This window comes from Rhodococcus sp. ACPA1 (assembly GCF_002300195.1).
GTDB lineage: Bacteria > Actinomycetota > Actinomycetes > Mycobacteriales > Mycobacteriaceae > Rhodococcus_F > Rhodococcus_F opacus.
Genome location: NZ_NSDX01000005.1, coordinates 740,550 through 767,540 on the forward strand (window position 1 = coordinate 740,550; position 26,991 = coordinate 767,540).

The window sequence follows — 26,991 nt, forward strand, 5'->3', positions numbered from 1 at the left end:
CCCCTCCGAGCGAAGCCTCGTTGCGTAGCCTTTGACCATGGCATACGACGAAACGGGCACCGACAGCGTTGCAGTCGTCGCAGTGGAGGGGCTGACGGCCGCCCAGGTGGCGGAGCGGGTGGCGGCAGGCAAGACCAACGACGTGCCCGATCGGGCCAGCCGATCGGTACGCGACATCGTCCGCGCCAACGTGTTCACCCGGATCAACGCGATCCTCGGTGTCCTCCTGATCATCGTGCTGGCCTCCGGTTCGATCATCGACGGCATGTTCGGCCTGCTGATCATCGCCAACAGCGGGATCGGCATCATCCAGGAAGTGCGGGCCAAGCGGACCCTCGACAAGCTCGCGATCGTCAGCCAGACCAAACCGGTGGTGCGCCGCGACGGGGTCGCCGTCGCGATGGCACCCCGGGAGGTCGTGCTCGACGACATCATCGAGCTCGGCGCCGGCGACCAGATCGTCGTCGACGGTGTCGTGGTGGAGGCGATGTCCCTCGACATCGACGAATCCCTCCTCACCGGTGAGGCCGACCCCGTGCACAAGGACGCCGGCCAGCAGGTGCTGTCGGGAAGCTTCGTCGCGTCCGGCGGCGGCTGTTACCGAGCCACGAAGGTCGGAAGCGACGCGTACGCCGCCAAACTCGCGGACGAGGCCAGCAAGTTCACGCTCGTGCACTCGGAGTTGCGCAGCGGCATCGACAAGATCTTGAAATTCATCACGTATCTGATGATTCCGGCCGGTCTGCTGATCATCTACAACCAGTTGTTCTCCAGCGGCGAGTCGATCCGGCCGGCGCTGAGCGGGATGGTGGCCGCGCTGGTCCCGATGGTGCCCGAGGGACTGGTGCTGATGACGTCGATCGCGTTCGCGGTCGGGGTGGTCCGGCTGGGCCAGCGGCAGTGCCTCGTGCAGGAGCTGCCCGCCATCGAAGGTCTCGCGCGCGTCGACGTGGTGTGTGCCGACAAGACCGGAACGCTCACCGAGAACGGCATGCGGCTGTCCGAACTCCGCTGCGCCGACACCGCCGACACCGAACCGTCCCGTGCGGCACTCGCCGCGATGGCGGCGTCCGACCCGCGGCCGAACGCCAGCATCCTCGCGATCAAGGAGGCGTTCCCCGACGACCCCGGATGGGGTGACGCCACGGCGGAGGCGCCGTTCTCCTCGGCCGAGAAGTGGAGCGGACAGTCGTACGGCACCCACGGCAACTGGGTCCTCGGTGCGCCGGACGTGCTCCTCGACCCCGGCAGCGACATGGCCAGGCAGGCCGAGGAAGTGGGGTCCTCGGGACTGCGGGTGCTCCTGCTCGGCAGTTGCGACGTTCCGGTCGACCACCCCGCGGCGCCGGGCGCGATCACACCCCGGGCACTGGTGATCCTGGAGCAGCGGGTGCGTCCCGACGCCCGCGGCACCCTCGAGTACTTCGCGAGCCAGAACGTCACGGTGAAGGTCATCTCGGGTGACAACGCCGTGTCGGTCGGCGCGGTGGCCGGATCGCTCGGACTGCCCGGCGGCGACCGTCCCGTCGACGCCCGCGAACTGCCCGACGACCGCGACGCCCTCGCCGAGACCCTGGAAACGTCCACCACGTTCGGCCGCGTGCGCCCCGATCAGAAGCGGGAGATGGTGGGGGCCCTGCAGTCTCGCGGTCACACCGTCGCGATGACCGGCGACGGCGTCAACGACGTGCTGGCCCTCAAGGACGCCGACATCGGGGTGTCGATGGGCTCGGGCAGCCCCGCCACCCGCGCGGTGGCGCAGATCGTGTTGCTGGACAACAAGTTCGCCACCCTGCCCTACGTGGTGGGTGAGGGCCGCCGGGTGATCGGCAACATCGAACGCGTCTCGAACCTGTTCCTCACCAAGACCGTGTACTCGGTGTTGCTTGCCTTCCTCATCGGCATTACCGGTGTGCTGTCGCAGATCTTCCACTTCGAGCCCGTGCCGTATCCGTTCCTGCCGCGGCACGTGACGATCGCCGCCTGGTTCACCATCGGCATTCCCGCGTTCATCCTGTCGCTGGCCCCCAACAACGAGCGGGCGCGCTCCGGCTTCGTGCCGCGCGTGATGCGTCTCGCCGTGCCGTCGGGGGTGATCATCGGTGTCACGACGTTCATTTCGTATCTCCTCGTCTACGCCGGCCCGGATCAGACGGAGACACAGAAGATCCAGGCGGGCACGTCGGCACTGATCACCCTCATCATGATCGCGCTGTGGGTGCTGGCCGTGGTCGCGCGGCCGTACGTGTGGTGGAAGCTGGTGCTGATCTGCGGATCCGTAGCGGGATATCTCATCCTGTTCGCGTTGCCGTTCACGCGGGAGTTCTTCAAACTCGATCCGACGAACGTCGGCGCCACGACCTCCGCTCTCGTGTGCGGGCTCGTGGGAGTGGTTCTCGTCGAAATCGGATTGTGGGTGACGGGCCGCCTGCACGGTGAGCATCGCCGCCTCTTCGCGGTGCCGGAAGACCTGCCGGGCGTGCACTGACGCGATTACCGCTCGCGACGATTCGAACGGTTGGCGTCGCCGAGTCAATGCTGTGAGACTGGGTGCACGGCGAGTGATCGAACTCGGTCGGAATGCGTGCGCATGCACCGGAGGAGGAAGAACGATGAGTTTCGTCGACACACTGAAGGGCCTGCTGGGCAAGGGGAGGGAAGCCGCTTCGCAGAACGCGGACAAGGTTCACGGCGCCATCGACAAGGCCGCCGACGTCGCGGACAGCAAGACCGGCGGCAAGTACAGCGACAAGATCGACAAGGCCGCCGACGCGGCGAAGAAGGCTGTTCCTCCGAAGGAGTGAACACTTCTCACACAGACGCGCGTGGGCCCCGGTTCTCGGACCGGGGCCCACGCGCGTCTTCGGAGATGACCCGCGCACGGCGGGCAGGCGCGGCAGAATCGGTGTCGTGAACGGCGTCCTCGTGCTCCTCGTCATCATCGCGGCCATCGCCGTGACGAGTTTCGCGAAGCGCCGGGACCTCCAGGCGCCGCTGGTGCTCGTCACCATCGGGTCGGTGGCGTCGTTCATCCCTGGGATGCCGCGCCTCGAACTGGACCCGGAGGCCATTCTCGGTGTGGTGCTGCCGCCGCTGCTGTACTCCGCGGCGCTCAAGTTCTCGGTGGCCACGTTCCGGCGCCACCTCGCACCGATTCTCCGGCTGGGGATCTTCACCGTCCTGGCGACCGCCGTCGGGGTGGCCTTCTTCTCCAACTGGCTGGTCCCCGAATTCACGCTCGGCGCGGCGCTGGTCCTCGGCGCCGTGGTCGCGCCGACGGACGCGGTCAGTGCCGTCGCGGTCGGCCGCAGGCTCGGCCTGCCGAACCGGGTGATCGCGATCCTCACCGGTGAGGGACTCGTCAACGACGCCACCGCGCTGACCCTGTTCACCGTCGCCGTCTCCGCCGTCGTCGGGGCGAAGATCCCGGTCCATCCGGTGGTGTTCTTCGGCTACGAGGTGGTCGGCGGGGTCCTGATCGGACTGGTGCTCGCCAAGATCGTCGAGTGGGTGCGTCATCGCATGTACGACTCACCGCTGGAAACGGTGCTGGGGCTGATGCTCCCGTTCGCCGCCTACCTCGCCGCCGAGGAGGTGCACGCGTCCGGCGTGCTGTCGGTGGTCGCCGCGGGGTTCCTGATGGGGCACAAGGCCACCGACGCCTCCGTGGCCACCCGCATCCAGGAGCGGTCGCTGTGGGAGAGCGTCGACCTTCTGCTCGAGATGTTCGTGTTCGCCTACATGGGACTGCAACTGAAGTTCGTCATCGACGACGTCCGCGACCAGGGCCTACCGGTGCACCACGTCTTCTTCTACGGCTTCGCGGTCCTTTTCGTGGTCATGGCGATACGGCCGGCGTGGATCCTGCTGCACTGGCTCCGCCGCCGGGTCGGGCTGGCGATCGAGGCGCCGGGCGGCTCGGTGGAACTCGGATGGCGGGAGAGTCTCGTCGTGTCCTGGGCGGGAATGCGCGGGGTCGTCACGCTCGCCGCAGCGTCCGGTGTGCCGGTGGTCATCGCGAGCGGGCAGCCGTTCCCGGGGCGCGAGGTGATCCAGGCGATCGCGTTCGTCGTGGCCGTCGGCACGCTGCTGATCCAGGGCGCCACCATGCCGCTGCTGATCCGGAGACTCGATCTGGCGGATCCCGGCGAACGCGAGCGCGAGGAGGAACAGGTGAAGCTGGCCCGCGCGATCTCCCGCGACGCAGGCGAACGGGCCCTCGTCGAGTTCGCCGAACACCCGCCGGAGGGAATCGACCGAGCCGACCTGACCGACATCCTCGACCGGGTGCGGCGGTCGATGCGGGCGCGGCTCCAGGCCGAGGAAGCGGAGGACGCCGCGGAGAAGCAGCGGGCCGGCGCACTGTTCGACCACTACCGTCGCGCGGCCCTGCGCGCGCAACGCGAGGCGATCATCGCCGCCCGCGACGCGGGCACGCTCGACGACGAGGTGATGCGTAGCGTGTTGGAAGGCCTCGATGTGGAGGAGGCAGCAGCCGAGGAGCGGGTGCGGAGACGTCGCGAATGAGGTGCGAGGTGGGTGTGCGTCCGGTGCGAACCGCCGTGGTCGCCCTTGCCGGTGTCGTGGCGCTGACCGCCTGCGCCACGGACGAGGCGTCCCCGAGCAGTTCTCCCACCACCTCGGTGGCCGCACCCTCCGCCACTTCCGTTCCGCAGGCGCCGACAGGGGATCAGCGTGGCGCGCTGACAAGCCAGGAGCCGGTGCCCGACATCGATCCGGCGATCACCGCACTCGGCGCGACGGCCACCCGGGTCGTCTACCGGTCGACGTCCGGTGTCGACGGCGGCGGCTCTCAGGTCGTGGGCACGGTCTTCACTCCCGCAGGCCCCGCACCGGACGGTGGCCGGCCCGTCGTCACGGTCGGGCACGGCACCACCGGCGTCACCGACGAGTGCGCGCCCTCGTCGTCGCCGACCCTGCTGGGCACGACGAACCTCGTCCGCCCGCTGCTGCAGCGGGGGTACGTCGTGACCGTCACCGACTACCAAGGACTCGGCACCGACGGCCCGCATCCCTACCTCGAACCCGACACCGCCGCCTACGACCTGATCGACGCGGTCCGGGCGGCGCGCAACGTGGTGCCGGACGCGTCGACGCGCTGGGCGGCGATCGGTGTCTCGCAGGGCGGTCAGGCGTCGTGGTCCGCAGCCGAGCACGCCGACGACTACGGCGACGGGCTCGCGTTCGTCGGCTCGGCGAACCTGTCACCCGCGGCCGATCTGTCGGGGATCGTCGCCGACGGGACCGTCGAACCACTGTCGTGGCCGCAGAAGATGTTCCTTCCCTACCTCCTCGAGGGACTGAAGGTGGTGCACCCCGAACTGAATCCGGACGACTACATGCGCGGCGCGCTCGCCGCCACTCCCGACGTCACGCTGTCGTGCGTCGCCGCGAAACTTCCCGAGAAGTGGACGGTGGCAACCCAACTCACCCCCGCCGACACGGGTCCGCGGACGGAGGCCGACGCCGAGCGCATGCGAGGGTGGCTCGAGGACATCGCCCTGCCGAAGAACGGGGCGGGCGGGCCGATGCTCGTCGTGGTGGGGGAGCGGGACAACCTCATTCTGCCGCAATGGACTTCGCAGGCCGTCGACCACGCGTGCGCACTCGGCGACGTCGTCGAGTTCGACTCCCGGCCGGGGGAAGGGCACGCCGACGGGCGCTCCGTTCCCGGCGCGGTGCAGTGGATCGCCGACCGGTTCGCCGGCGTGCCCGCACCCGACACGTGTCCCGAGGGAGGAACACCGTGAAAAACGGCGATCTCGAACGGCTGCGGGCGCTGTGCCTCGCCCTGCCCGAGGCGACGGAACGGGTCAGTCACGGAGAACCGGCGTGGTTCGTCCGCAAGGCACCGCAGTTCGCATCACTCGCCGACCGTCACCACGACGACCGGGTGTCGTTCTGGGCGGCGGCTCCGCCGGGGGCACAGCAGGATTGGGTGCAGCGTGATCCCGGCAGGTTCTTCGTCCCGCCGTACGTCGGGGGACGCGGGTGGATCGGCGTCTATCTCGACGTCCGGCAGGATTGGGACGACGTCGCCGACATCGTCGAGGACGCCTACCGCACCGTCGCCCCGAAAACCCTGATCGCCCGACTGGACGCCGGCGAATGACGGGAACCGTCGTCGCCGTCGTCGCGTTGCTCGTCCTCATTCCCGTCGTCGCGTTCACCGCGGTGTGGCTGCGCGCCCGGCGCGAGCTGACGACACCCACCGAACGGGCCGTTCACACCACCCTGCACACGGCGTCGCTGGCGGCGCGCCCGTTGCGGCGGGGACTCGACGAGACGTCGGCGGAGGAGGCCGCACCGCACCTGCGCCAGCTGACCGGCGCGCAGGCGCTGGGCGTCTTCGACGCCGCCGGTGACCTGCTCGCATGGAGCGGACCGCACGAGGCCATGACCGAACAACTGCACGACGCGGCCGCCCGCGCCGTCGACGGGGAGCGCCGGGTGCTCATCGCCTACGGCGGCCTCGTCCGGGGCGCGGGCGACAACGCGGTGCGGGCGTTGATCGCCCAGCCCCTGCTCATCGAGGCCACCGGCGTGGTCGGGGTGCTCGGCATCGTCATCACGGAAGACCCCGGTCCGGGCATGCTCGGCGCCGTCACGGAGGTCGCCCGGTATGCGTGCAGCCAGATCGAACTCGCCGACCTCGACGCGTCCCGCGCCCGACTCGACCGCGCCGAGGTCCGGGCGCTGCGCGCGCAGATCAGCCCGCATTTCATCTACAACGCGCTGAACACGGTGGCGTCGTTCGTCCGCACCGATCCCGATCGCGCCCGGGAACTGATTCTCGAGTTCGCCGACTTCACGCGGTACTCGTTCCGTACGGCAGGGGAGTTCACCCTGCTGGCCGACGAACTGCGCAACATCGACCGGTACCTCACCCTCGAGCGCGCCCGGTTCGGCGACGCCCTCGCGGTGAAATTGCAGGTGGCACCGGAGGTGCTGAACGTGGTGCTCCCGTTCCTCGCGCTGCAACCGCTGGTCGAGAACGCGGTGCGGCACGGAATCGCCGCCAAACCGGACGGCGGCACCGTCAGCATCGTCGCCGCCGACGAGGGCACCGACTGCGTGATCAGCGTCGAGGACGACGGGGTCGGCATGGATCCCGAACTGCTGCGGTCGGGGTCGCTGGACTCGGTGGCCGAGACGTCGGGGGTGAAGGAGGCGGCGCACGTCGGGCTCGCCAACGTCGACGACCGCCTGCGCGCAGCGTTCGGCAACGACTACGGACTCGTCGTGGAGACCGCGCCCGGTGCGGGCACCAAGGTGAGCATGCGCGTCCCGAAGTTCCGGCGGGGGATCTCGACGTGAACGGGAAGAGTCCGTGCGACGATTGCTGTCGTTGTGAACCACACTGACGACAAGTCTCCGGACGCACCCCTCACCGTGCTGGCCGTCGACGACGAGAAGCCCGCCCTCGACGAGCTGGCGTTCCTGCTGCGCGCCCAGGACGCGGTCGGGGACATCCGGACCGCGGGAGATGCCACTACGGCGCTGCGCATACTCCGCGACGGCGAGATCGACGCCGTCTTCCTCGACATCAACATGCCCGGACTCGACGGACTCGAGTTGGCCGGGATCCTCGCGAACTTCGCGTCCCCACCGCAGGTGGTGTTCGTGACCGCCCACGACGACCGGGCCGTCGCCGCCTTCGACCTCGGAGCCGTCGACTATCTGCTCAAACCCCTGCGCGAGGAGCGGCTGGCGGAGTCCGTGCGCCGCATCGTCGAGGGGCGCCGCAGGCGGGTCGACGCGGGACCGGCCGCCCCCACCGACGAGGTGATCCCGGTCGAACTCGGCGGCATCACCACTCTCGTGCACCGGTCCTCCGTCGAGTGGGTCGAAGCGGACGGCGACTACGCCCGGCTGCACACCGCTGACGGCTCCCACCTCGTCCGCATCCCCATCTCGGCACTGGAGACGCGCTGGGCGGACGCCGGGTTCCTACGGGTCCACCGCTCGTACCTCGTCGCGTTGCCGCGGGTCACCGGAATCCGGACCGTCGGCAACGGTCTCGTCGTGTGCCTCCGCGCGCACGGCGACCACCCGCCCGTCGAACTGCCGGTCAGCCGCAGGCACACCCGGATGCTCAAGGACCGGCTGGTCCGGGCGCCGAAACAAACGTGGACCGCGCGATGAGTTCGCCGGAGCGGGTGCGGGTCGTCCTCGCCCAGCGCCGCGGTGCGCGCATCGTCCGCACCCGGGTCGAGGTGCAGGAACAGACCGCGGTAGGGGACGCGATGATCCGGGGGCTCGTGCGCACCCAGCTCGTGCTGGCCATCCGGCTCGCGCTCCTCGCGGCCTGCCTGCTGTGCGCGGTGCCGCTCGTGATGTTCCTGTTCCCGGCGTTGTCCGACGTGGCGGTGCTGGGAATCCGGCTGCCGTGGGTGGTGCTCGGGGCGCTCGTGTACCCAGTGCTCCTGACCACCGGCTGGATCTACGTGCGGCAGGCCGAGCGCAACGAACAGGAATTCGCCGACCTGGTGGACGACTGAGCATCCCGTGACCACCGACCAACCCATTCCCTGGTTGACCCTGGCCGGTCTCGCCGCAGCCGCGATCGCGACGGTGGCCATCGGCATCTACGGAGTGCGGCTGGCGCGCACCACCTCCGACTTCCTCGTCGCGTCCCGCAGCGTCGGACCGCGGTGGAACGCCGCCGCCATCTCCGGCGAGTACCTCTCGGCCGCATCCTTTCTCGGTGTCGCCGGCCTCATCGCGAAATACGGCGCGGACGCCCTCTGGTACCCGATCGGATTCACGGCCGGCTACCTCGGGCTGCTGCTGTTCGTCGCCGCACCGCTGCGACGCTCCGGCGCGTACACGGTGCCCGACTTCGCCGAGTTCCGGCTCGGCTCCCGCCGGCTCCGCACCCTCGCGATGCTCGTCGTCGCCGCCGTCTGCGCGCTGTACCTCGTCCCGCAACTCCAGGGCGCAGGGCTGACCCTGAACATCCTGCTCGGGGTGCCGACCTGGGTCGGGGCCGTCGTCGTCGGGCTCATCGTCATCGCCAACGTGGTGGGCGGCGGCATGCGGTCCATCACATTCGTCCAGGCCTTCCAGTACTGGCTCAAACTCACCGCGGTCGCGATCCCGGCGCTGGTGCTGTCGGTGTACTTCTTCGGCGACCACCACGAGCTGGGCGCCGCCGCACCACCCACCGTGAGCGAACAGACCACCGTCGACATCACCACCGACGTCGTCGTGCAGGTGTCCGAACCGGTGACCGTCGGCGGGTCGGGGACGATCGACGGGGCCCCGGCGACCGGTGACGTTCTCCTCGAGCCGGGCGAGCACCACCTCGGCGAGGGCACGTCGATGACCCTCGAGGCGGGCGCGCCGGTGCCCGTGGTCGCGGGCGCTCCCGCCGACAACTCCGACTGGATCGCCCCCGGCTGGGGATTCGGCGGCGACCACCCGATGTACCAGGTGTACTCGCTGATCCTCGCCACGTTCCTCGGCACGCTCGGGCTGCCACACGTGCTCGTCCGCTTCTACACCAACCCCGACGGGCGGGCCGCGCGGCTGACGTCGCTGGCCGTGGTCGGGCTGCTCGGAGTGTTCTACCTGTTCCCGACGCTGCTCGGGGTGTTCGCGCGGCTGTACGTGCCGCAGCTGCTCATCACCGGCACGTCCGACGCCGCGGTCCTGCTGCTGCCCGGCTCCGTGATCTCCGGGTGGGCCGGGCAACTCCTCGCCGCACTGGTGGCGTCCGGGGCCATCGCGGCGTTCCTGTCCACGTCGTCCGGCCTGCTCGTCAGCATCGCCGGGGTGCTCAGCACCGACGTCCTGCGCGGGCGGATCCGGGACTTCCGGATCGCCGCCGTCCTGGCCGGGGCGGTGCCGCTGGTGCTGTCGCTGGCGGTGACGTCGCTGGACCTGTCGCGCACGGTGGGGCTGGTGTTCGCGGTCGCGGCGTCGACGCTCTGCCCGCTGCTCGTGCTCGGCATCTGGTGGCGTGGACTGACGGCCGCCGGGGCGGGTGCCGGGATGGTCGCAGGCGGGCTCGTCGCCGGCTGCGCCGCCGGGATCTCGGTGCTCGGCGGCTTCACCGTCGACGTCTGGAACGGCTGGCCCGCGGCCATGGTCGCGTACCCGGCCGCCGTCAGCGTTCCGCTGGCCTTCGTCACGATGGTGCTGGTCAGCAAGGTGACGAAGCGTCAGATACCCGCCGACCTCAGCCGGATCTTCACCCGCATGCACGCCCCCGAGCGCCTCGGTGTGGGCTCCGACCGCGAGAGGGAGCTCCGCTCCCCGTGAGTGCTTGACGAGTCTCTGCACTCCTCGAGCGCGCACGGGCGGCGAAGCCGCTTGTCGCGGTCGGGTGACCGTTCGACGCACAGTCCGGCAGCTCGTCGTGTGACAGGCGCCACAACCTATTTCTGTGACTCAACTCTCACTAACGTCGGTAACCAGTTCACTTCACACGACCAAGGAGTCTGCAGTGACCACAGCCGATCTCAGTGAGGGCGCACCGCAGAAGCGGCACGCCCCTGATGCGCAAGCCTTCGTAGACATGCAGGCGAGCCCGGAGTTCCAGGAGTTGCGACACCGCCTGCGTAGTTTCGTCTTCCCGATGACGGCGTTCTTCCTCGCCTGGTACGCGGCGTACGTCCTGCTGGCCACGTACGCGCCCGAGTTCATGGCCACCAAGGTGATCGGCAACATCAACCTGGGCATCATCCTCGGTCTCGGCCAGTTCGTGACCACGTTCGTGATCACCGCGCTGTACGTGAAGTTCGCCAACCGGGAACTCGATCCCCGCTCCGCCGCGATCCGCGACGAGCTGGAAGGACCGCTCAAGTGATCACCACACTCGCCGCAGGCACCGACGTCGGCAACCCGATCCTCAACATCGCCATCTTCGTGGCGTTCGTCGTGATCACGATGACCATCGTGATCCGCGCGAGCCGCACCACCAAGAAGGCCTCGGACTTCTACACCGGCGGCGGTCAGTTCTCCGGACCGCAGAACGGCTTCGCCATCGCCGGCGACTACCTGTCGGCCGCGTCGTTCCTCGGTATCGCCGGCGCCATCGCGGTGTACGGCTACGACGGCTTCCTGTACTCGGTCGGCTTCCTCGTCGCCTGGCTGGTGGCCCTGCTGCTGGTCGCGGAACTGCTGCGCAACACCGGCCGGTTCACGATGGCGGACGTGCTGAGTTTCCGGCTCAAGCAGCGTCCCGTGCGGATGGCCGCGGCGCTGTCCACACTGGTGGTCTCGCTGTTCTACCTGCTCGCGCAGATGGCGGGCGCCGGCGGACTCGTCGCGCTGCTGCTGAACATCGACGGCAAGGTCGGTCAGGGCGTCGTCGTCGCGGTCGTCGGCGTGCTGATGATCGTGTACGTGCTCGTCGGCGGCATGAAAGGCACCACCTACGTCCAGATGGTCAAGGCGGTGCTGCTGGTCGCCGGTGCAGGCATCATGTTCTTCCTCGTGCTGTTCGCGGTGCGCGGCAACTTCTCCCAGCTGCTCGCCGACGCCCAGGCGACGGTCGCCGGTTCGACGAACGAGGCGATCGCGGGCCGCGACATCCTCGCTCCCGGCGCCAAGTACGGCATCAGCTCGATGAGCAAGCTCGACTTCATCTCGCTCGGCATTGCCCTGGTCCTCGGTACGGCGGGCCTGCCGCACGTGCTGATGCGGTTCTACACGGTCCCCACCGCCAAGGAAGCCCGCCGCTCGGTCACCTGGGCGATCGGACTGATCGGCGCGTTCTACCTGTTCACGCTCGTCCTCGGCTACGGTGCCGCCAAGATGGTCGGCCCCGACGTCATCCTCGCAGCACCCGGCAAGGAGAACGCGGCGGCGCCGCTGCTCGCGTTCGAACTGGGCGGCACCATCTTCCTGGCGATCATCTCCGCGGTCGCGTTCGCAACGATCCTCGCGGTGGTTGCGGGCCTGGCGATCACGGCGTCCGCGTCGTTCGCCCACGACATCTACGCCAGCGTCATCAAGCGCGGACATGCGTCGGAAGAGTCGCAGGTGCGGGTTTCCCGGATCACCGTCGTCGTGATCGGCCTCGTGTCGATCGTCCTCGGCATCATGGCCATGGGCCAGAACATCGCGTTCCTGGTGGCGCTCGCCTTCGCGGTGGCCGCCTCGGCCAACCTGCCGACGCTGCTGTATTCGCTGTTCTGGAAGAAGTTCAACACCACCGGTGCCCTGTTCAGCATCTACGGCGGCCTGGTCAGCTGCCTCCTGCTGATCGCGTTCTCCCCGGCCGTGTCCGGCAAGGCGTCGTCGATGTTCCCCGACGCCGACTTCGACTACTTCCCGCTCGCCAACCCGGGCATCGTCTCCATCCCGCTGGCGTTCGTGCTCGGCGTCGTCGGCACCTACATCGGCCGCGGCAAGGCGGAAGATCCCGCCAAGCAGGCCGAGATGGAGGTCCGCTCCCTCACCGGTGTCGGTGTGGAGAAGGCCGTCTCCCACTAATGCCTTCGGCCTGTGAGTACTTATTAACCGCCCGCGGTTAATAAGTACTCACAGGCCGTTAGGCTGCACCAATGGCGAAACTCACGGTCAAGACCGATGTTCCCCTCAGCCCCCAGGACACCTGGAACAAGGCCTCGAATCTGCAGGACTTCGACAAGTGGTTCGTCGTTCACGACGGCTGGCGCGGCGAGCTTCCCGAGACCCTCACGGCCGGAACCGAGATCAGTTCCGTCGTGACGGTCAAGGGACTCCGCAATCGCGTGAAGTGGACGATCAAGGAGTACGACGCACCGAACCGCATCGTCCTCAAGGGTGACGGCAAGGGCGGCGTGAAGCTCGGAATGGTGCTCGACGTCCAGGCGAAGGGCGACGCGTCCGAGGTGGCGTTCACCATCGAACTCGGTGGCGCACCGCTGTTCGGACCCATCGGCTCGGGTGTCGCGAAGGCGCTGAAGGGCGACATCGAGAAGTCCCTGCAGACGTTCGTCGAGCTGTACGCCTGATCAATCGAGGACGTGCGCGCCGCCGGTGTCGGTGATCCACTCGGCGGCAAGGGCGTCCAGCGTCCCGTCGGCGTAGAGCGAATCGACGGCCGCCGAGACGCACGCGGTGAGCGGACTGTTCTTCTCCAGCACGAGGCCGAAAAATTCGGTGACGGCGTTCGGGCGCGGGAACTGCCCGACGAGGACGCTGTCCTTCACCTCGTTGGCGGTGATCTGAAATCCGGTCGGGATGTCCACCACCAGCGCGTCGATGTCGCCCGCGGCCAGGGCGGCCTTGGCGTCGTCGGTGGTGGTGAAACTGACCGGTGCCTGGCGGGGCTGCACGGTCTGGGTGATGGCGTCGAAACTCGTCGACCCCACCTGCGCCCCGAGGCGGAACGGCGCGAGGTCGGCGAGCGATTTGGCTCTCGCAGCGGGCGAGTTCTTCAGCGCCAGCACCGACTGCGTGACGGCGTAATAGGGCGAACTGAAATCGACCGTCTCGCGCCGGGTGTCGACGATCGTGAACTGGTCGATGGCGAAATCGAAGTTCTTCGCACCGGGTGCCAGCGCGTCGTTGAACCCGACGGTCTCGAATTGCACCTGGTCCGGACCGTATCCCAGCTTCCCGACCACTTCCCGGGCGACGGCGCCCTCGTAGCCCTTGCCGTTGGACGGGTCACCGTCGACGAACCACGGCTGGTACGACGGACTGTCGGTGGCGATGGTCACCACGCCGTCCTGCGCGGTGACGCCGCTGCCGGGGGCACAGTCGCCGACCGCGCGGGTGGACGGAAGTTTGGTGAACGCTTCGGGAATCGTCGAGGCTTCGGCCTGGGCGTCGACCTCCGACGCGGTGTCGGTGGAGCAGGATCCGGCGAGCAATGTCAGTGCAGCGGATATGGCGGCGACGGCTGTCTTGGGTCCTCGGTGCACCCCGCCATCTTGCCTGGCGGGTAGCGATCCGGCCAGCGAAGCGGCCGCGCGGCGCACAATATGTATGTATTGGCGGAGGGAGGTGCGCGTGGCCACGGCGGGAACTCGGCAACTGACGGTCGACGGACATCGCCTGTCCCTGACCAATCTCGGCAAGGTCCTCTACCCGGAATCGGAAACGACGAAGGGCGAGGTCATCGACTACTACACGCGGATCGCGCCCGCCATGCTCCCGCACGTCGTCGACCGCCCCGCCACCCGTAAACGCTGGCCCAACGGGGTGGACAGCGAGCCGTTCTTCGAGAAGAACCTCGCGGCCTCCGCACCGGCGTGGTTGGAGCGCCGCGCGATCGAGCACTCGGATCGGTCGGTGCACTATCCGCTCCTGAACTCGGTCGCGGCGCTTGCGTGGGCTGGACAGCAGGCCGCACTCGAACTGCACGTTCCGCAGTGGCGGTTCGACGGCCCGCATCGGGGGCCCGCCACCCGGATCGTCTTCGACCTCGACCCCGGTCCCGGTGTGGGCCTGACCGAATGCGCGGAGGTGGCACGGGCCGTGCGCGACCTGGTCGCGAACCTCGGCTGGACCGCGTACCCGGTCACCAGCGGCAGCAAGGGTATTCACCTGTACGTGCCGCTCGACCGGAAGCTGGACGGTTCGGGCGCGTCCACCGTCGCGAAACAGGTGGCGACGGGACTCGAGAAGCTGCGGCCCGAACTCGTCACCGCCACCATGGCCAAGGCGGTGCGCGCGGGAAAGGTGTTCGTCGACTGGAGCCAGAACAATCCGTCCAAGACCACCATCGCACCGTATTCGCTGCGGGGACGCTCCCAGCCGTATGTCGCGGCGCCGCGGAGCTGGGACGAACTCGACGACCCCGACCTACGACAGCTGCGGTTCGAGGAAGTGCTCGAACGGTGGGAGTCGGACGGCGACCTGCTCGCCGGACTCGACCCGCCGATCGAGGACGCCGCCGCCCTCGCCGAGTACCGCCGCAAGCGTGATCCCGGACGGACACCCGAGCCGATGCCGGACACGGTGCAGCCGGGGGAGGGGAACAGTTTCGTCATCCAGGAACACCACGCCCGGCGCCTCCACTACGACCTGCGGCTCGAACGCGACGGGGTGCTCGTGTCGTGGGCGGTGCCCAAGAACGTGCCGACGACGACGGGGGAGAACCGGCTCGCCGTGCACACCGAGGATCACCCGCTCGAGTACCTGACATTCTCGGGATCCATCCCGAAGGGCGAGTACGGCGGCGGCGAGATGACCATCTGGGACACGGGAACGTACGACACCGAGAAGTGGCGCGACGACGAGGTGATCGTCCAGTTGCACGGCGAGCAGGTGGAGGGCCGGTTCGCGCTGATCCGCACGAAGGGCGACCAGTGGCTGATGCATCTGATGAAGGACCAGACACCGGGTGGGACGCACACGTCCGAACTGCCCCGCGGACTGTCGCCGATGCTCGCGAGCCCCGGCACCCTCGACGGACTCAACGCCGACGAGTGGGCTTTCGAAGGAAAGTGGGACGGGATCAGGGTGATCGCCGAGATCAGTGGCGGCGAGCTGAGGCTGACGAGCCGGGCGGGTAACGACAAGACACGCGACTATGCGCGATTGGGTTGGCTGGCAGACTCTCTCGGTGACCACGAGGTGGTCCTCGACGGTGAAGTCGTCGCGTTCGACGAGCGGGGTGTCGCGAACTTCGGCCTGCTGCAGCAGGGCAACGAGCCGCACTTCCTCGCGTTCGACGTGCTGTATCTCGACGGAGTGTCGTTGTTACGCAAGAAGTACACCGACCGGCGCCGCGTCCTCGAAGCGCTGGCGGCCAAGGTGGACGACCTGGTCGTTCCGCCGCAACTGCACGGGTCCGCGCAGGAGGCTCTGGACGAGAGCCGCGGCAAGGGCTGGGAAGGTGTCGTGGCCAAACGCCGCGAATCCGTGTACCTGCCGGGCAAGCGGGGGTCGAGCTGGATCAAGGTGAAGAACTGGCGCACCCAGGAAGCCGTGATCGGCGGGTGGCGTCGGGGTCAGGGCGGGAGGTCCACGGGAATCGGGTCGGTACTGCTCGGCGTCCCCGAGGACGGTGGGCTGCGCTACATCGGGCGCGTCGGAACCGGCTTCACCGAACGGGATCTGCACGAACTCGCATCCACCCTGGGACCGCTCGAAACCGACACCAGCCCGTTCGTCGAAGACCTGCCCACCGCCGACCGCAAGGGGGCCGTGTGGGTGACCCCCACACTGGTCGCGGAGGTGCGGTTCATGGATTGGACCGGCTCGAAGAGATTGCGGCACCCCAGCTGGCGTGGCCTCAGGGACGACAAGGCACCCGAGGACGTCGAAGAGGAGGTCTCGTCATGACCGGTATCCGATTCCAATCGACCCCGGAGAACGAAATCCCCGTCTCCGTGCCGGTCGACACCGTGCTGGCCCGCACCCAGTCGCTGGTGCTGTGGCTGACCGACGTTCACGTGTACAGCTGTGGTGTCGAATTCACGATCCAGGCTCGCAGGCCCGAGTCCACGGTGCTGCTCGACATGTTCGGCTTCGGTAAACCCGCGTCGCCGACGAGCAGCGGGCCGTTTCTGTTCGGCGTCGAGTACGCGGACGGCAGTGTGTTCACCAACCTTCCCGGCGCCCGCATGACCGACGGCCTACACGGCGGAGCAGGGCGCGGCGGGCCGCTCACCGGTGACAAGACGTACTTTCTCCAGCCCCTCCCGCCGCCGAAACGCTGGTCGATGATCACGGCGTGGCCCTACTTCGGTGTCCCGGAGTCTCGGACCGACCTCGATTCCGCCGTGTTCGCCGAAGCTGCGGAGCGGGTGGAGACACTGTGGCCGGAGCCGGTTCACGCGCTCGTCGAGGCACCGGACGGTCGACAGCAGCAGCCGGCGCTCGAGTTACCGCCAGGGGGCTGGTTCGAATGGGCCGGCCGACGCGGTGTCGAATGATCCGGGCGGTTCCTGTGTCGGGGTGCGCAGCGCCGGGGGTGTGAAGACCGGCAGGGGTGCGGACGTCGTGTCCTCGTCCTGGTGCTGCTCGGAGACACTCACGTCGGCGATCGGTGACGCCGTGCCGCTGGCGACGGCGATCCCGGCGGCGCCGACGACGGAGAGGGCGAAGGCCGCGCCCCCGCCGATCGCGATGCGGGTCTTGGTGAGGGACATGGTGTGGATTTCCTCCGGTGATCAGGGGCCGACGACGGTTCCGCCGTCGACGGGGCCGACTCCGCCGGGCGTCTGCGGGGCTGCGGGCGGGGCAGGCTTCGGGCCGCCGCCGACGGGGAAGGGATTGGTTTCGGGTTCGAGAACGCCCGGCTCGACCTGGCCCGGTCCTTCGAACGGACCCTTCGGCGGGTGAACGGGGTCGACCACGACGGGCGGATCGACGACGACGGGCGGGTCCACCACGACGGGCGGCTGGGCGATGGGCTGCTGGGCGATGGGCGGCTGGGCAACCGGCGGCTGGGCGATCGGTGCTCGGACGATGGGCGGTGCCGCCACGATGGGCGGAACGACACCCGGTCCCGGTGCGACCGTTTCGGTGTCGGCCGAATAGCCGGGCGCCGAGTATCCGGGATTCACTGAGTAGCCGGGGTCTGCGACGACGATCCGACTCGGGGCCGGCGCGATCGCCGGAGCCGGCTGCTGCTGCGAGATGGCCCCCTCCGAGCCCGGGGTCGGAGCCCCCTCGGTGTGTCCACCGGCAAGGACGATCACTGCGGCTCCTGCGAGGGAGAACGTGAGGGCGGCGGTTGCGCCGATCGCGATGCGGGTTGCGGTGTGGACGATGGGGTGCCTCCGGTGAATTGGGTGGTCTAGCTGGGCTGATAGACCAAGCTTGCGCCGGGCGCGAGCCTTTCGACAGGCACCCCAGGGTGCGCATCCCCCACCCCGCGGCGGAACCACGGTCGCAGCCGCTCTCGCGCCGTTTGCCGACGGATTTGCCGGAATCACAGGCAATTGCGTGGGAACCCGGCCAATGTCCGTGCGGCTGTAGCGCGCCGAGCGCTACCCACTCACGACCGGTCGCGGAACGTCATGACGAACCCGGCCATGGCGGCGAGCACGGCCAGGACGTAGACCGGCACCTGCACCCAGACGGGTGCGGTGCGGTTCACGATCATCGCCGCCGCCAGTGCGACGACGATGAGCACCACACCGTAGAACGGGGTGCGCTGAGGGTGGTCGCCTCGTGCCATACCCACCAGTGTGCACCGCGTCGGCGGCTATCCGACCGCCTCGGGCACCCGCGTCTGCGCGACCCACCGGCCGCGTTGCCGGGTGATCTCGATCGGGTGGTCGAAGCATTCGCTGATGGTGTCGGTGGTGAGGACGCCCGCGACGGGGCCCTGTGCGATCACGCGGCCGTCGCGGATGAGGACGGCGTGGGTGGTGGTGGTCGGGATTTCCTCGAGGTGATGGGTGACGAGGATGCTGGCAAGGCTCGGGTACGTGACGCGCAGTTCGTCGAGTGCGGTGAGGAGTTGTTCTCGCGCAGCCAGATCCAGGCCGGTGGCGGGCTCGTCGAGCAGGAGGAGTTGCGGCTCGGAAATGAGCGCCCGCGCGATCAGGGCCCGTCCGCGTTCGCCCTGGGACAGGTTGGGCCACAGGGCATCCGCGTGTTTCTGCATGCCGAGGGAGGCGATGAGTTCGTCGGCGCGGGCGACCTGGCCGGCGGTCGGTGACCACCTCGGCACGAATTCGGGTGTGTTGGTGAGGCCGGTGAGCACCACGTCGCGCACCGTCAGTGGCGCGTCGATCCGGTGTCGCGGGTTCACGTGCCCGATGTGGGCGCGCAACTCGCGCATGTCGACCCGGCCCAGCCGGTGGCCGAGGACGTGGACGGTGCCGTGGGTGGGGTGCGCGAAGGCGCCGAGCATGCTCAGCAGCGTGCTCTTGCCCGCACCGTTCGCGCCGAGCAGCACCCAGTGCTGTCCGCGTTCGATGTGGAGGGTGATGTCGCTGAGCAGATATCGCCCGCTCCGCACGAGGTCGACGTGCTCGATGCTGACGACCGAATCCGGGGTGGTCACTGATTTTCGCCTTTCCGCAGTATCGACATGGTCGGATCGAGGTTGGCGGCCGTCGCGGCGACGGCCGCATCGGCGTCGCCTGCTTCCAGCGCGCGAACCAGGTCGTCGTGGGCGCAACTCGTGTCGGGTCTGCCCGGTTCGTGGTCGACGAGTTCGGCGAGCGCGTCGACGAGGAGCGGCCGGATCGAATCGAACAGGGCGGACAGGATCGAGTTGCCTGCGATCTCCAGGATCGCGGCGTGGAAGTCGAGGTCGGCCGCGACGAAGACGGCGGTCGACTCGGTCGTGCTGTCGTGCCGGGCCGACAACTGCTCTCGCAGTCGCCGAAGATCCTCGGGGCGTGCGCGTTCCGCGGCGAGCCGGGCGGCTTCGATCTCGAGGGCGCGCCGCACCTCGTACACCTCGAGCAGGCGGGCGCGGCGCAGCAACTTCTCGAGTCCCGCACCGCCCGTGGGTGGTTTTGCGACGAACGTGCCGACGCCGTGCCGCACGTCGAGCAGGCCGTCGCGGGCGAGCAGTCGGACGGCCTCGCGCACGGAGGAACGGCCGACGCCGAGTTCGGTGGCCAGTTCGGCCTCGCTGGGGATGCGACTGCCGAGGGCCCAATTGCCTTCGCGGATCCAGGCGGTGAGGAGTTCCTCGAGCTGGGGAACCAGCGGTCCGCTGCGGAGGGTGTGACGTCCGGCCATTCGGCGACGCTAGCACAGTCATCAGACGTCTGAGGACTGTGGTGGAGCCTATGGTGAACCGGAGACAACCAACGCAGCAGAGGAGAGGTGCACCATGGCCATCGCCACCGCAGACCGTGTCACGCGGGAAGAGTTGCTCGACTTCGTCCGTCCGCGCCATCACAGTGTGCTGATCACCCGGAAGCGCTCCGGCGGCCTGCAGATCTCCCCGGTCACGTCGGGACTCGACCCGGAAGGCCGGATCGTCGTCGCCACCTACCCGCAGCGCGCCAAGGCCGCGAACGTGCGACACGACCCCGCCGTGAGCGTGTGCGTGCTCTCCGACGAGTTCAACGGCGCCTACGTGCAGATCGACGGCACGGCCGAGGTACTGGACATGCCCGACGCACTCGAGCCGCTGGTGGAGTACTTCCGCGGCATCTCCGGCGAGCATCCCGACTGGGACGAGTACCGGGACGCCATGCGGAAGCAGAACAAGAGCCTGATCCGGATCGCCATCGACGAGTGGGGACCCATCGCGACCGGTGGCTTCCCGCCGGACGCCGATCGCGGATAGGTCCCCGTCACCTACTCGACGGCACCCGCCGAGCGCAGGTGCTCGATGCCCGCCGCGTCATACCCGGCCTGCGCGAGGATCGCATCGGTGTCCTGCCCGGGCCGCGGGGCCGGCCGGGGAACGGGCGCCGGGGTGCGGCTGAAGCGCGGTGCCGGTGCGGGCTGGCGGATGCCACCCACCTCGACGAACGTCTCCCGTTCCTTGTTGTGGGGGTGCTCGTGCGCTTCCCACGGCGAGAGGACGGGCGACACGCACGCGTCGGAATCGGCGAACACTGCCGCCCATTCGTCCCGCGGCCGGGTCGCGAACACCTCGGCGAGGCGCCTCTTCAGTTCCGGCGCCGCATCGAGGTCGTACTGCGACGGCAGATCCTCGCCGCTCAACCCCAGCACGTCGAGGAGTTCACCGTAGAAGTGCGGTTCGACGCACCCGACCGCCACGTGCAGACCGTCGGCGCACTCGTAGGTGTCGTAGAACGCGGCGGCCCCGTCGAGGACATTCTGCCCCCGACCCTCCTGCCAGAGACCGGCGGCGTTCATGCCGTGGACGAACGCCGTCAGCAGCGCAGCGCCGTCGACCATCGACGCATCCACCACCTGACCGCGGCCCGACCGGGAGCGCTCGTGCAGCGCGGCCAGGATGCCCATCGTCAACATCAGGCCGCCACCACCGAAGTCGCCCAACAGGTTCAGCGGCGGCACCGGCCGCTCCCCGGCACGCCCGATGGGTTCGAGCGCGCCGGCGAGAGCGATGTAGTTGATGTCGTGCCCGGCCCGCGGTGCGAGGGGTCCGTCCTGGCCCCAGCCGGTCATGCGCCCGTAGATCAGACCGGGATTGCGGGACAGGCAGTCGTCGGGGCCGATGCCCAGGCGTTCCGCGACGCCGGGACGAAAGCCCTCGACGAGGATATCGGCGCGTTCGACGAGTGCCAGAACGGCCCCCAGCCCCTCCGGAGTCCGCAGGTTCACGGCGATCGACCGTCGTCCGCGGTCGAGCACACCCGACGGCGCCATCAGCCCGCTGCCGCCGTCACCGGCCCGCTCGACGCGGATCACGTCCGCGCCGAGGTCGGCGAGGATCATGCACCCGAACGGGGCGGGCGCGAGGCTCGCAATCTCGACGACGGTCAGCCCGCTCAGCGGCCCGCCGGTCACGACACCCCCTGCGCGTCGCGGGGCAGCCCGAGCATGCGTTCCCCGATCACGTTGAGCTGCACCTCGGTGGTGCCGCCGTAGATGGTGGTGGCGCGGCCGGCGATCAACTGCTCCATCGCCTTGTCGCTCGGCTCCCCGGGGATGCTCACCGCGCCCGCCGCCCCCAGTTCGGCGACGACGAATTCGGCGATCGACTGTCCGAGCCCCATGCCCAGCAGCTTCCCGACGCTCGACGTGGTGCTCACGTCCGCCCCCGACAGCTGCTTCAGCACGATCCGTGAACCGATCAGATCGATTGCCTGGCTCTCGGCCACCAGTTCGCCGACGCGGAAGCGTGCCAGCGGGCCGAGGTCGCGGCCGCGGGCGAACTGCAGTAGATCATTGTCGGTGGCGTAGGCCTCCATCTTCTGGCTCAGGGCCACCCGCTCGCCGGCGAGGGTCGTGCGGGCCACGTTCCAGCCGTCGTTCACGTTCCCGACCACGTTCTCGTCCGGGATGAACACGTCGTCGAGGAAGACCTCGTTGAACAGAGCAGATCCGGTCATCTCGCGCAGCGGCCGGACGGTGACCCCCGGCGTCGACATGTCCAGCACGAAGTACGTGATGCCCTCGTGTTTCGGTGTGGCCGGGTCGGTGCGGGCGATCAGCATCGCCCAGTCGGAGAACTGTGCCACCGTGGTCCAGATCTTCTGCCCGGTCACCGTCCAGCCGCCGTCGACCTTCTCGGCCTTGGTGGTCAGCGACGCCAGGTCGGAACCGGCCCCCGGTTCGCTGAACAGCTGGCACCACACCAGATCTCCGCGCAGGGTGGGGGCGGCGAGATCCCGCTTCTGCGCGTCCGTGCCGTGGGCGACGACGGCCTGCACCGCCCAGCCGCCCATCAGCAGCTGCGGCATCGGGATTCCGGCTGCCTTGATCTCCTGGGAGATGACGATCTGTTCGAGCGGGGACGCGCTGCGCCCGTACGGTTTCGGCAGGTGCGGCTGTACCCAGCCGCCGTCGCCGAGCGCGATCAACTGGTCGTCCTCGTCGAGGCCCACCAGCGGGGCGAGTTCCACCCGCACCTCGGTGCGGATCGCTTCGGCTTCGGCCGGCAGTTCCAGTTCGGACGTGCGGGCGGTACCTGCGAGGGACTGGTCGGCAACCCGAGTGGCCCGCTCCTCACGGGTGCCGAGGAGCCCCCGGACGGCCAGCGCCCGGCGGTAGTACAGGTGCGCGTCGTGCTCCCAGGTGAATCCGATGCCGCCGTGGACCTGGATGCAGTCCTGTGCGCACTGCACCGCGGCGTCGGGGACGACGACGGCGGCGATGTCCGCGGCGAAATCGGCGGTGTCGTCGCCGTTGTCGAGGGCGGACGCGGCATCCCACAGCACCGCGCGCGCCTTCTCCAGGGCGATGCCCATGTGGGCGCACTTGTGCTTGACGCCCTGGAACTGGCCGATCGGACGCCCGAACTGCACCCGCGTCTTCGCGTACTCGGATGCGGTGGACACGCACCAGGACATCACGCCGATCGCCTCCGCACCGAGGACGACGGTGGCGACGGACCGGACGCGCTGCTCGCTGAGCCCGTCGAGGATCCGGTCGGCGCCCACCTGAACGGCGTCGGCCGTGATCCGTGCCGAACCGCGGACCACGTCGATGCTGTCCTGCACCGTGACGGTGACGTCCGCGGAATCGACGACGACCCAGCGGACGTCGTCGCCGACGGTGATCGGGAGAAGCACGATGTCGGCGTGTTCGCCGCCGAGAACGGCGTCCGCGACCCCGGTGACGCGGTATCCGCCCTCGTGCGCACAGGCATCGAGTGGACGGCCCAACGCGACTGCGGCCGTGTGTGATCCGTCGAGCAGTCCCGGCATCAGCTCGATGCCGACCTTGGAATCGGCGGCCGCCACGAGGGCGGCGGACAGCGCGGTCGGGACGAACGGGCCCGGAGCGACCGTCCGCCCCAGGGCTTCGAGAGCCACCGCCATCGTGAGGAGCCCGACACCGTGACCGCCCTTGTCCTCGGGGATGTGCAGTCCCAGCAGGTCCTGACCGACGAGAGCATCCCAGAACGGCGGAAACTTGTCCTCGCCCGTGGACTCGACCGCGGACCGGACGTGATCGGAGGTGATGGTGCGTTCGGCGAATGCGCGGACCGAGTCGGCGAGGGCCCGGTGTTCCTCGGTGAGCCCGAGCCCGAGCTCGTACGTGTTCTTGGCCATGTCGGGGCCCTTCAGCCGAGCCGGTCGGCGAGGTCGGCGACGGTCCACGGGCCGTCGCTCTCGATGGTCGTGACGTCGTGCCAGCCGGCGAGCTCGGAGATGGCCCCGCCCTGCACAGCGAACACCTTGCCGGTGATCTTGCAGTTCGCGTCGGCGAGACGCGCGACGAGCGGAGAGATGTTGGTGGGGCTGAACGCGTCGAACTCGCCCTCCGGTACCTCCTCGGCGAACAGCGCGCCCACACCCGGGGTGGCCAGCGTGAGCCGGGTGCGGGCGATCGGCGCGATCGCGTTGACCCGGACGCCGTAGCGCTCGAGCTCGTCCGCGGCGACCAGGGTGAGTGCGGCGATGCCCGCCTTCGCGGCGCCGTAGTTGCCCTGGCCCGCGTTGGGCATGAACGTGCCCGACGCCGACGCGGTGTTGATCACGGACGCGTTCACGGTTTCGCCCGCCTTGGTCTGCGCCTTCCAGTACGCCGCCGCGTGGTGCAGGGTGGCGGCGTGGCCCTTGAGATGCACGGCGATGACGGCGTCCCACTGGCTTTCGGTCATGCCCGCGATGAAGGCGTCCCGCAGGATGCCCGCGTTGTTGACGAGGACGTCGAGTCGGCCGAACTCGCTCACCGCTTGATCGACGAGTCCTTCGGCGCCGGCCCACGACGCGACGTTGTCGGTGTTCGCGACTGCCGTGCCGCCCGCGGCGACGATCTCGTCGACGACCTGCTGCGCCGGGCCCGCGTCCTCGCCGGTGCCGTCGTTCGCACCGCCGAGGTCGTTGACGACCACGGCAGCGCCCTCACGGGCGAAGAGCAGTGCGTGCTCCCGGCCGATTCCGCGTCCGGCGCCGGTGACGATGGCGACCCGTCCGTCGAGTGTTCCCATGTGCGTACTCCTAGGTTTCTGTGTCCGCGATGACGGCGAGGCCGTCCTTGATGACGAGTTCGGCGCCGACGGTGGTCTCGTAGGCGTACGACGTTCTCCCGGCCGTGGACTCGGCGACCTGCCGGAACTGCGTGGCGATGTCCTGGCCGGGCAGGACGGGTTTCGCGAACCGCACCGCGAGCCGGCGGAGACGTTCGACCCGGCCGTCGGCGAGTTCGGTGAGCGCCGCCCACGACGTGAACGCCATGGTGCACAGGCCGTGGTTGATGATTCCGGGAAGTCCGGACATCCGGGCGATCTCGTCGTCCAGGTGGATCGGCATCGGATCACCGGAGGCGGGCGAATACCGGAACGTCTGGTCGTCGTCGATGTGCTGAATGATCGACGCGACCGGGGCCTGTCCGCGCAGGGACTCGTCGAACCGGTGGGCGGGTGCACGGTCGCCGAGTCCGGCTCCCGCATCGACCTTCCGGAAGAACGCGGTCATCCACTGCTCGTTGACCAGTTCTCCGTCGTCCGTGGCGGTTTCGACGTAGACGACGACGGTGGAGCCGTTCTCCCGGCCCTCGAATCCGATCGGTTTCGCGCGGACCACGAGGTTGTCGCCGGGACGGATCGGACGGTGGAAGTGGAAATCCTGCTCCCCGTGCACGAGTTTCATGAGCAGTTCGACCGGGGCGACGGACAGTGCCGCCGGTGCCATCGACGTGAACGCGGGGACCACGGCGAACAGCGGTGGCGCGACCTCGCCGGCGAGGTGGCGTTCGATGGGATCGTTGGTGGCCGCGGCGTATTCGGCGATGCGCTCGGCGGTGACCTCGAACTGCTGCGGTTCGGTCCACTCGCCGAGGCCGCTCGTGTCGAATTCGACTGTGGAGGCGGTCATGCGGATCAGCCCACCATGTCGGCGAACCCGGCCAGGGACGCCTCCAGATCCGCCTTGGCGTTCTTGGCGACGGCCTTGCCGATGGGGCCGACGATCATCGTGCCGGTAAAGCTTGCGTCGATGATCGCCGTGGATCCGGCACCGTCCGGCTCGACCTTCAGCGTGAATTCGACGGTGACCCCCGCCATACCGGTGCCGGAGATCTTCACCATCTCGGGCACGTGCACCTCGGTGACGGTCCACTCGATCTTGTTGGCCATGCCCATCACGGAGACGACCTCGGTGAACTTCGATCCGAGTGCCACCTCGGCGGGAATCTCACTCTTCCACGACTGGTGGATGGTGAGCCACTCCTCCCAGCGGGACAGGTTGGAGAGCGCGTCCCACGCCTTGTCGGGGGACGCGGGCAGGGACGCTGCGACGGAAACGGAAGCCATGATGTACTCCTGGTGTTCGAGGTGAAAGGAATTGTGAGAGAGACGGATCAGAGTGCGCGGTAGGCGGTGACGACGACGGCACCACCGAGGCCGATGTTGTGCTGGAGGGCGACCGCGGCGCCGTCGACCTGGCGCTTGTCGGCCGTGCCGCGGAGTTGCCAGGTGAGTTCGCTGCACTGGGCGAGTCCGGTGGCGCCGAGGGGATGTCCCTTGGAGATGAGACCGCCGGACGGGTTGACCACCCAGCGCCCGCCGTACGTGGTGTCGTCGTTGTCGACGAGTTTGCCGCCCTCGCCCTCGCCGCACAGGCCGAGCGCCTCGTAGGTCAGCAGTTCGTTGGTGGAGAAGCAGTCGTGGAGTTCGATGACGTCGATGTCGTCCGGTCCGATGCCTGCCTGTTCGTACACGCGGGCCGCGGCCGTGCGGGTCATGTCCGCGCCGACCAGGCTGATCGCACTCCGGTCCTCGAACGTGCTCGGGAGGTCGGTGACCATGGACTGGCCGACGATCTCCACGGCCTGCCCGGCGAGGTCGTGCTTGTCGACGAACTCCTCGCTCACGACGACGACGGCGCCGGAGCCGTCCGAGGTGGGGGAGCACTGCAGTTTGGTCAGTGGCCCGTAGATCGGCTTCGAGCCGAGGATCTCGTCGAGCGTGTACTCGTCCTGGAACTGGGCGTACGGGTTGTTCTGTGAGTGGCGGTGGTTCTTCACGCCGATCTCGGCGAACTGTTCCGCCGTGGTCCCGAACCGTTCCATGTGTTCCTTGCCGGCGGCGCCGAACATGTAGGGGGCCGGCGGCATCGCGAACTCCTGAAGTTCGGCGAGCGCGAGGAGATGGCGCATCATCGGCTGTTCCCGATCGTCGTACGTGGACCCGAGCGAACCGGCCTGCATCTTCTCGAAGCCCAGCGCGAGTGCGCAGTCCACCTGACCGCTCCGGACCGCCTGTGTGGCGAGGAAGAGCGCGGTCGACCCCGTCGAACAGTTGTTGTTGACGTTCACGATGGGAATGCCGGTGAGGCCGAGTTCGTAGACGGCCCGCTGTCCCGACGTCGACTCGCCGTACACGTATCCGACGTAGGCCTGCTCCACGAGCCGGTACTCGATCCCGGCGTCCTCGAGTGCCCTGCCACCGGCCTCGCGCGCCATGTCGGGGTAGTCCCACTCGCGTGCACCCGGCTTCTCGAACTTCGTCATCCCGACGCCGACCACGAACACCCTGTTACCCATTGCGGCTCCCTGAGTCCG

The 26,991-nt window shown here is 68.8% G+C and carries 27 protein-coding genes; 15 read left to right on the forward strand and 12 right to left on the reverse strand.

What is annotated here, in order from left to right; genetic code table 11:
• Window positions 1-37: 37 nt before the first annotated feature.
• From CJ177_RS27855 to CJ177_RS27910, 12 genes are all read left to right on the forward strand, one after another.
• Window positions 38-2,488, forward strand: coding sequence for an HAD-IC family P-type ATPase (locus CJ177_RS27855; RefSeq protein ID WP_095869103.1), 2,451 nt, complete (start codon window positions 38-40; stop codon window positions 2,486-2,488).
• 124 nt (window positions 2,489-2,612) lie between these two features.
• Window positions 2,613-2,804, forward strand: coding sequence for an antitoxin (locus CJ177_RS27860; protein ID WP_005244012.1), 192 nt, complete (start codon window positions 2,613-2,615; stop codon window positions 2,802-2,804).
• Window positions 2,805-2,910: 106 nt separating this feature from the next.
• Complete coding sequence (locus CJ177_RS27865; RefSeq protein ID WP_005244010.1) at window positions 2,911-4,527, forward strand: Na+/H+ antiporter; 1,617 nt, start codon at window positions 2,911-2,913, stop codon at window positions 4,525-4,527.
• The gene (locus tag CJ177_RS27870) at window positions 4,524-5,771 is read left to right on the forward strand and encodes a lipase family protein (RefSeq protein WP_095869104.1); all 1,248 of its coding nucleotides are present in this window, start codon (window positions 4,524-4,526) and stop codon (window positions 5,769-5,771) included. The genes CJ177_RS27865 and CJ177_RS27870 overlap by 4 nt, the downstream gene beginning before the upstream one ends.
• Complete coding sequence (locus CJ177_RS27875; protein WP_005244005.1) at window positions 5,768-6,133, forward strand: MmcQ/YjbR family DNA-binding protein; 366 nt, start codon at window positions 5,768-5,770, stop codon at window positions 6,131-6,133. The genes CJ177_RS27870 and CJ177_RS27875 overlap by 4 nt, the downstream gene beginning before the upstream one ends.
• Window positions 6,130-7,338 (forward strand): histidine kinase, encoded by a 1,209-nt coding sequence (locus CJ177_RS27880; RefSeq protein ID WP_095869105.1) that lies wholly within the window; start codon window positions 6,130-6,132, stop codon window positions 7,336-7,338. Before CJ177_RS27875 ends, CJ177_RS27880 begins: the two co-directional genes overlap by 4 nt.
• Window positions 7,339-7,371: 33 nt before the next feature.
• Window positions 7,372-8,166: a LytTR family DNA-binding domain-containing protein gene (locus CJ177_RS27885; RefSeq protein WP_005244000.1), complete on the forward strand. Its 795-nt coding sequence runs from the start codon at window positions 7,372-7,374 to the stop codon at window positions 8,164-8,166.
• Window positions 8,163-8,522, forward strand: a complete 360-nt coding sequence (locus CJ177_RS27890; protein WP_011597296.1) for a hypothetical protein — start codon at window positions 8,163-8,165, stop codon at window positions 8,520-8,522. The genes CJ177_RS27885 and CJ177_RS27890 overlap by 4 nt, the downstream gene beginning before the upstream one ends.
• A gap of 7 nt (window positions 8,523-8,529) precedes the next feature.
• A complete protein-coding gene (locus CJ177_RS27895) occupies window positions 8,530-10,287 on the forward strand; it encodes a cation acetate symporter (RefSeq protein ID WP_005243995.1) in 1,758 nt (585 codons plus the stop codon).
• Between the two features lie 184 nt (window positions 10,288-10,471).
• Window positions 10,472-10,834, forward strand: coding sequence for a DUF485 domain-containing protein (locus CJ177_RS27900; RefSeq protein WP_005243994.1), 363 nt, complete (start codon window positions 10,472-10,474; stop codon window positions 10,832-10,834).
• Entirely contained in the window at window positions 10,831-12,465 is a 1,635-nt protein-coding gene (locus CJ177_RS27905; protein WP_005243991.1) for a cation acetate symporter, read from the forward strand. Before CJ177_RS27900 ends, CJ177_RS27905 begins: the two co-directional genes overlap by 4 nt.
• Before the next feature lie 71 nt (window positions 12,466-12,536).
• Entirely contained in the window at window positions 12,537-12,968 is a 432-nt protein-coding gene (locus CJ177_RS27910; protein ID WP_095869106.1) for an SRPBCC family protein, read from the forward strand.
• Here CJ177_RS27910 and CJ177_RS27915 read toward each other — a convergent pair whose 3' ends face one another.
• Window positions 12,969-13,883: a transporter substrate-binding domain-containing protein gene (locus CJ177_RS27915; RefSeq protein ID WP_025431928.1), complete on the reverse strand. Its 915-nt coding sequence runs from the start codon at window positions 13,881-13,883 to the stop codon at window positions 12,969-12,971.
• A 64-nt stretch (window positions 13,884-13,947) separates the two neighbouring features.
• Between CJ177_RS27915 and CJ177_RS27920 the strand changes: the two genes are divergently transcribed.
• Both CJ177_RS27920 and CJ177_RS27925 read left to right on the forward strand, forming a co-directional pair.
• Window positions 13,948-16,251: an ATP-dependent DNA ligase gene (locus CJ177_RS27920; protein WP_095869107.1), complete on the forward strand. Its 2,304-nt coding sequence runs from the start codon at window positions 13,948-13,950 to the stop codon at window positions 16,249-16,251.
• Window positions 16,248-16,844, forward strand: coding sequence for a hypothetical protein (locus CJ177_RS27925; protein WP_005243985.1), 597 nt, complete (start codon window positions 16,248-16,250; stop codon window positions 16,842-16,844). The genes CJ177_RS27920 and CJ177_RS27925 overlap by 4 nt, the downstream gene beginning before the upstream one ends.
• Here the strand turns inward: CJ177_RS27925 and CJ177_RS27930 are convergent.
• From CJ177_RS27930 to CJ177_RS27950, 5 genes are all read right to left on the reverse strand, one after another.
• Entirely contained in the window at window positions 16,794-17,060 is a 267-nt protein-coding gene (locus CJ177_RS27930; protein WP_005243983.1) for a hypothetical protein, read from the reverse strand. The genes CJ177_RS27925 and CJ177_RS27930 overlap by 51 nt on opposite strands.
• A gap of 21 nt (window positions 17,061-17,081) precedes the next feature.
• Window positions 17,082-17,612: a hypothetical protein gene (locus CJ177_RS27935; RefSeq protein WP_095869108.1), complete on the reverse strand. Its 531-nt coding sequence runs from the start codon at window positions 17,610-17,612 to the stop codon at window positions 17,082-17,084.
• 299 nt (window positions 17,613-17,911) lie between these two features.
• Window positions 17,912-18,094 (reverse strand): hypothetical protein, encoded by a 183-nt coding sequence (locus CJ177_RS27940; RefSeq protein ID WP_025431930.1) that lies wholly within the window; start codon window positions 18,092-18,094, stop codon window positions 17,912-17,914.
• A 27-nt stretch (window positions 18,095-18,121) separates the two neighbouring features.
• Window positions 18,122-18,928 (reverse strand): ABC transporter ATP-binding protein, encoded by an 807-nt coding sequence (locus tag CJ177_RS27945; protein WP_095869109.1) that lies wholly within the window; start codon window positions 18,926-18,928, stop codon window positions 18,122-18,124.
• A complete protein-coding gene (locus tag CJ177_RS27950; RefSeq protein WP_095869110.1) occupies window positions 18,925-19,617 on the reverse strand; it encodes a FadR/GntR family transcriptional regulator in 693 nt (230 codons plus the stop codon). Before CJ177_RS27950 ends, CJ177_RS27945 begins: the two co-directional genes overlap by 4 nt.
• 94 nt (window positions 19,618-19,711) lie before the next feature.
• On the opposite strand from CJ177_RS27950, the gene CJ177_RS27955 reads away from it, so the two are divergent.
• A complete protein-coding gene (locus tag CJ177_RS27955) occupies window positions 19,712-20,173 on the forward strand; it encodes a PPOX class F420-dependent oxidoreductase (RefSeq protein WP_095869111.1) in 462 nt (153 codons plus the stop codon).
• Between the two features lie 11 nt (window positions 20,174-20,184).
• Here the strand turns inward: CJ177_RS27955 and CJ177_RS27960 are convergent, their stop codons facing one another.
• Genes CJ177_RS27960 through CJ177_RS27985 form a run of 6 tightly spaced genes read right to left on the reverse strand, consistent with a single transcriptional unit; the run spans window position 20,185 to window position 26,973 of the window.
• Window positions 20,185-21,327 carry a CaiB/BaiF CoA-transferase family protein gene (locus CJ177_RS27960; protein WP_095869112.1) on the reverse strand — a complete coding sequence of 381 codons (1,143 nt, stop codon included), beginning with the start codon at window positions 21,325-21,327 and terminating at the stop codon, window positions 20,185-20,187.
• A complete protein-coding gene (locus CJ177_RS27965) occupies window positions 21,324-23,537 on the reverse strand; it encodes an acyl-CoA dehydrogenase (protein WP_061697646.1) in 2,214 nt (737 codons plus the stop codon). The genes CJ177_RS27960 and CJ177_RS27965 overlap by 4 nt, the downstream gene beginning before the upstream one ends.
• A gap of 11 nt (window positions 23,538-23,548) precedes the next feature.
• The gene (locus CJ177_RS27970; RefSeq protein ID WP_061697638.1) at window positions 23,549-24,418 is read right to left on the reverse strand and encodes an SDR family oxidoreductase; all 870 of its coding nucleotides are present in this window, start codon (window positions 24,416-24,418) and stop codon (window positions 23,549-23,551) included.
• Between the two features lie 10 nt (window positions 24,419-24,428).
• The gene (locus CJ177_RS27975) at window positions 24,429-25,304 is read right to left on the reverse strand and encodes a MaoC/PaaZ C-terminal domain-containing protein (protein WP_095869113.1); all 876 of its coding nucleotides are present in this window, start codon (window positions 25,302-25,304) and stop codon (window positions 24,429-24,431) included.
• Window positions 25,305-25,309: 5 nt separating this feature from the next.
• Window positions 25,310-25,741 (reverse strand): SRPBCC family protein, encoded by a 432-nt coding sequence (locus CJ177_RS27980; protein ID WP_095869114.1) that lies wholly within the window; start codon window positions 25,739-25,741, stop codon window positions 25,310-25,312.
• A 47-nt stretch (window positions 25,742-25,788) separates the two neighbouring features.
• Window positions 25,789-26,973, reverse strand: a complete 1,185-nt coding sequence (locus tag CJ177_RS27985; protein ID WP_095869115.1) for a lipid-transfer protein — start codon at window positions 26,971-26,973, stop codon at window positions 25,789-25,791.
• Window positions 26,974-26,991 lie beyond the last annotated feature (18 nt).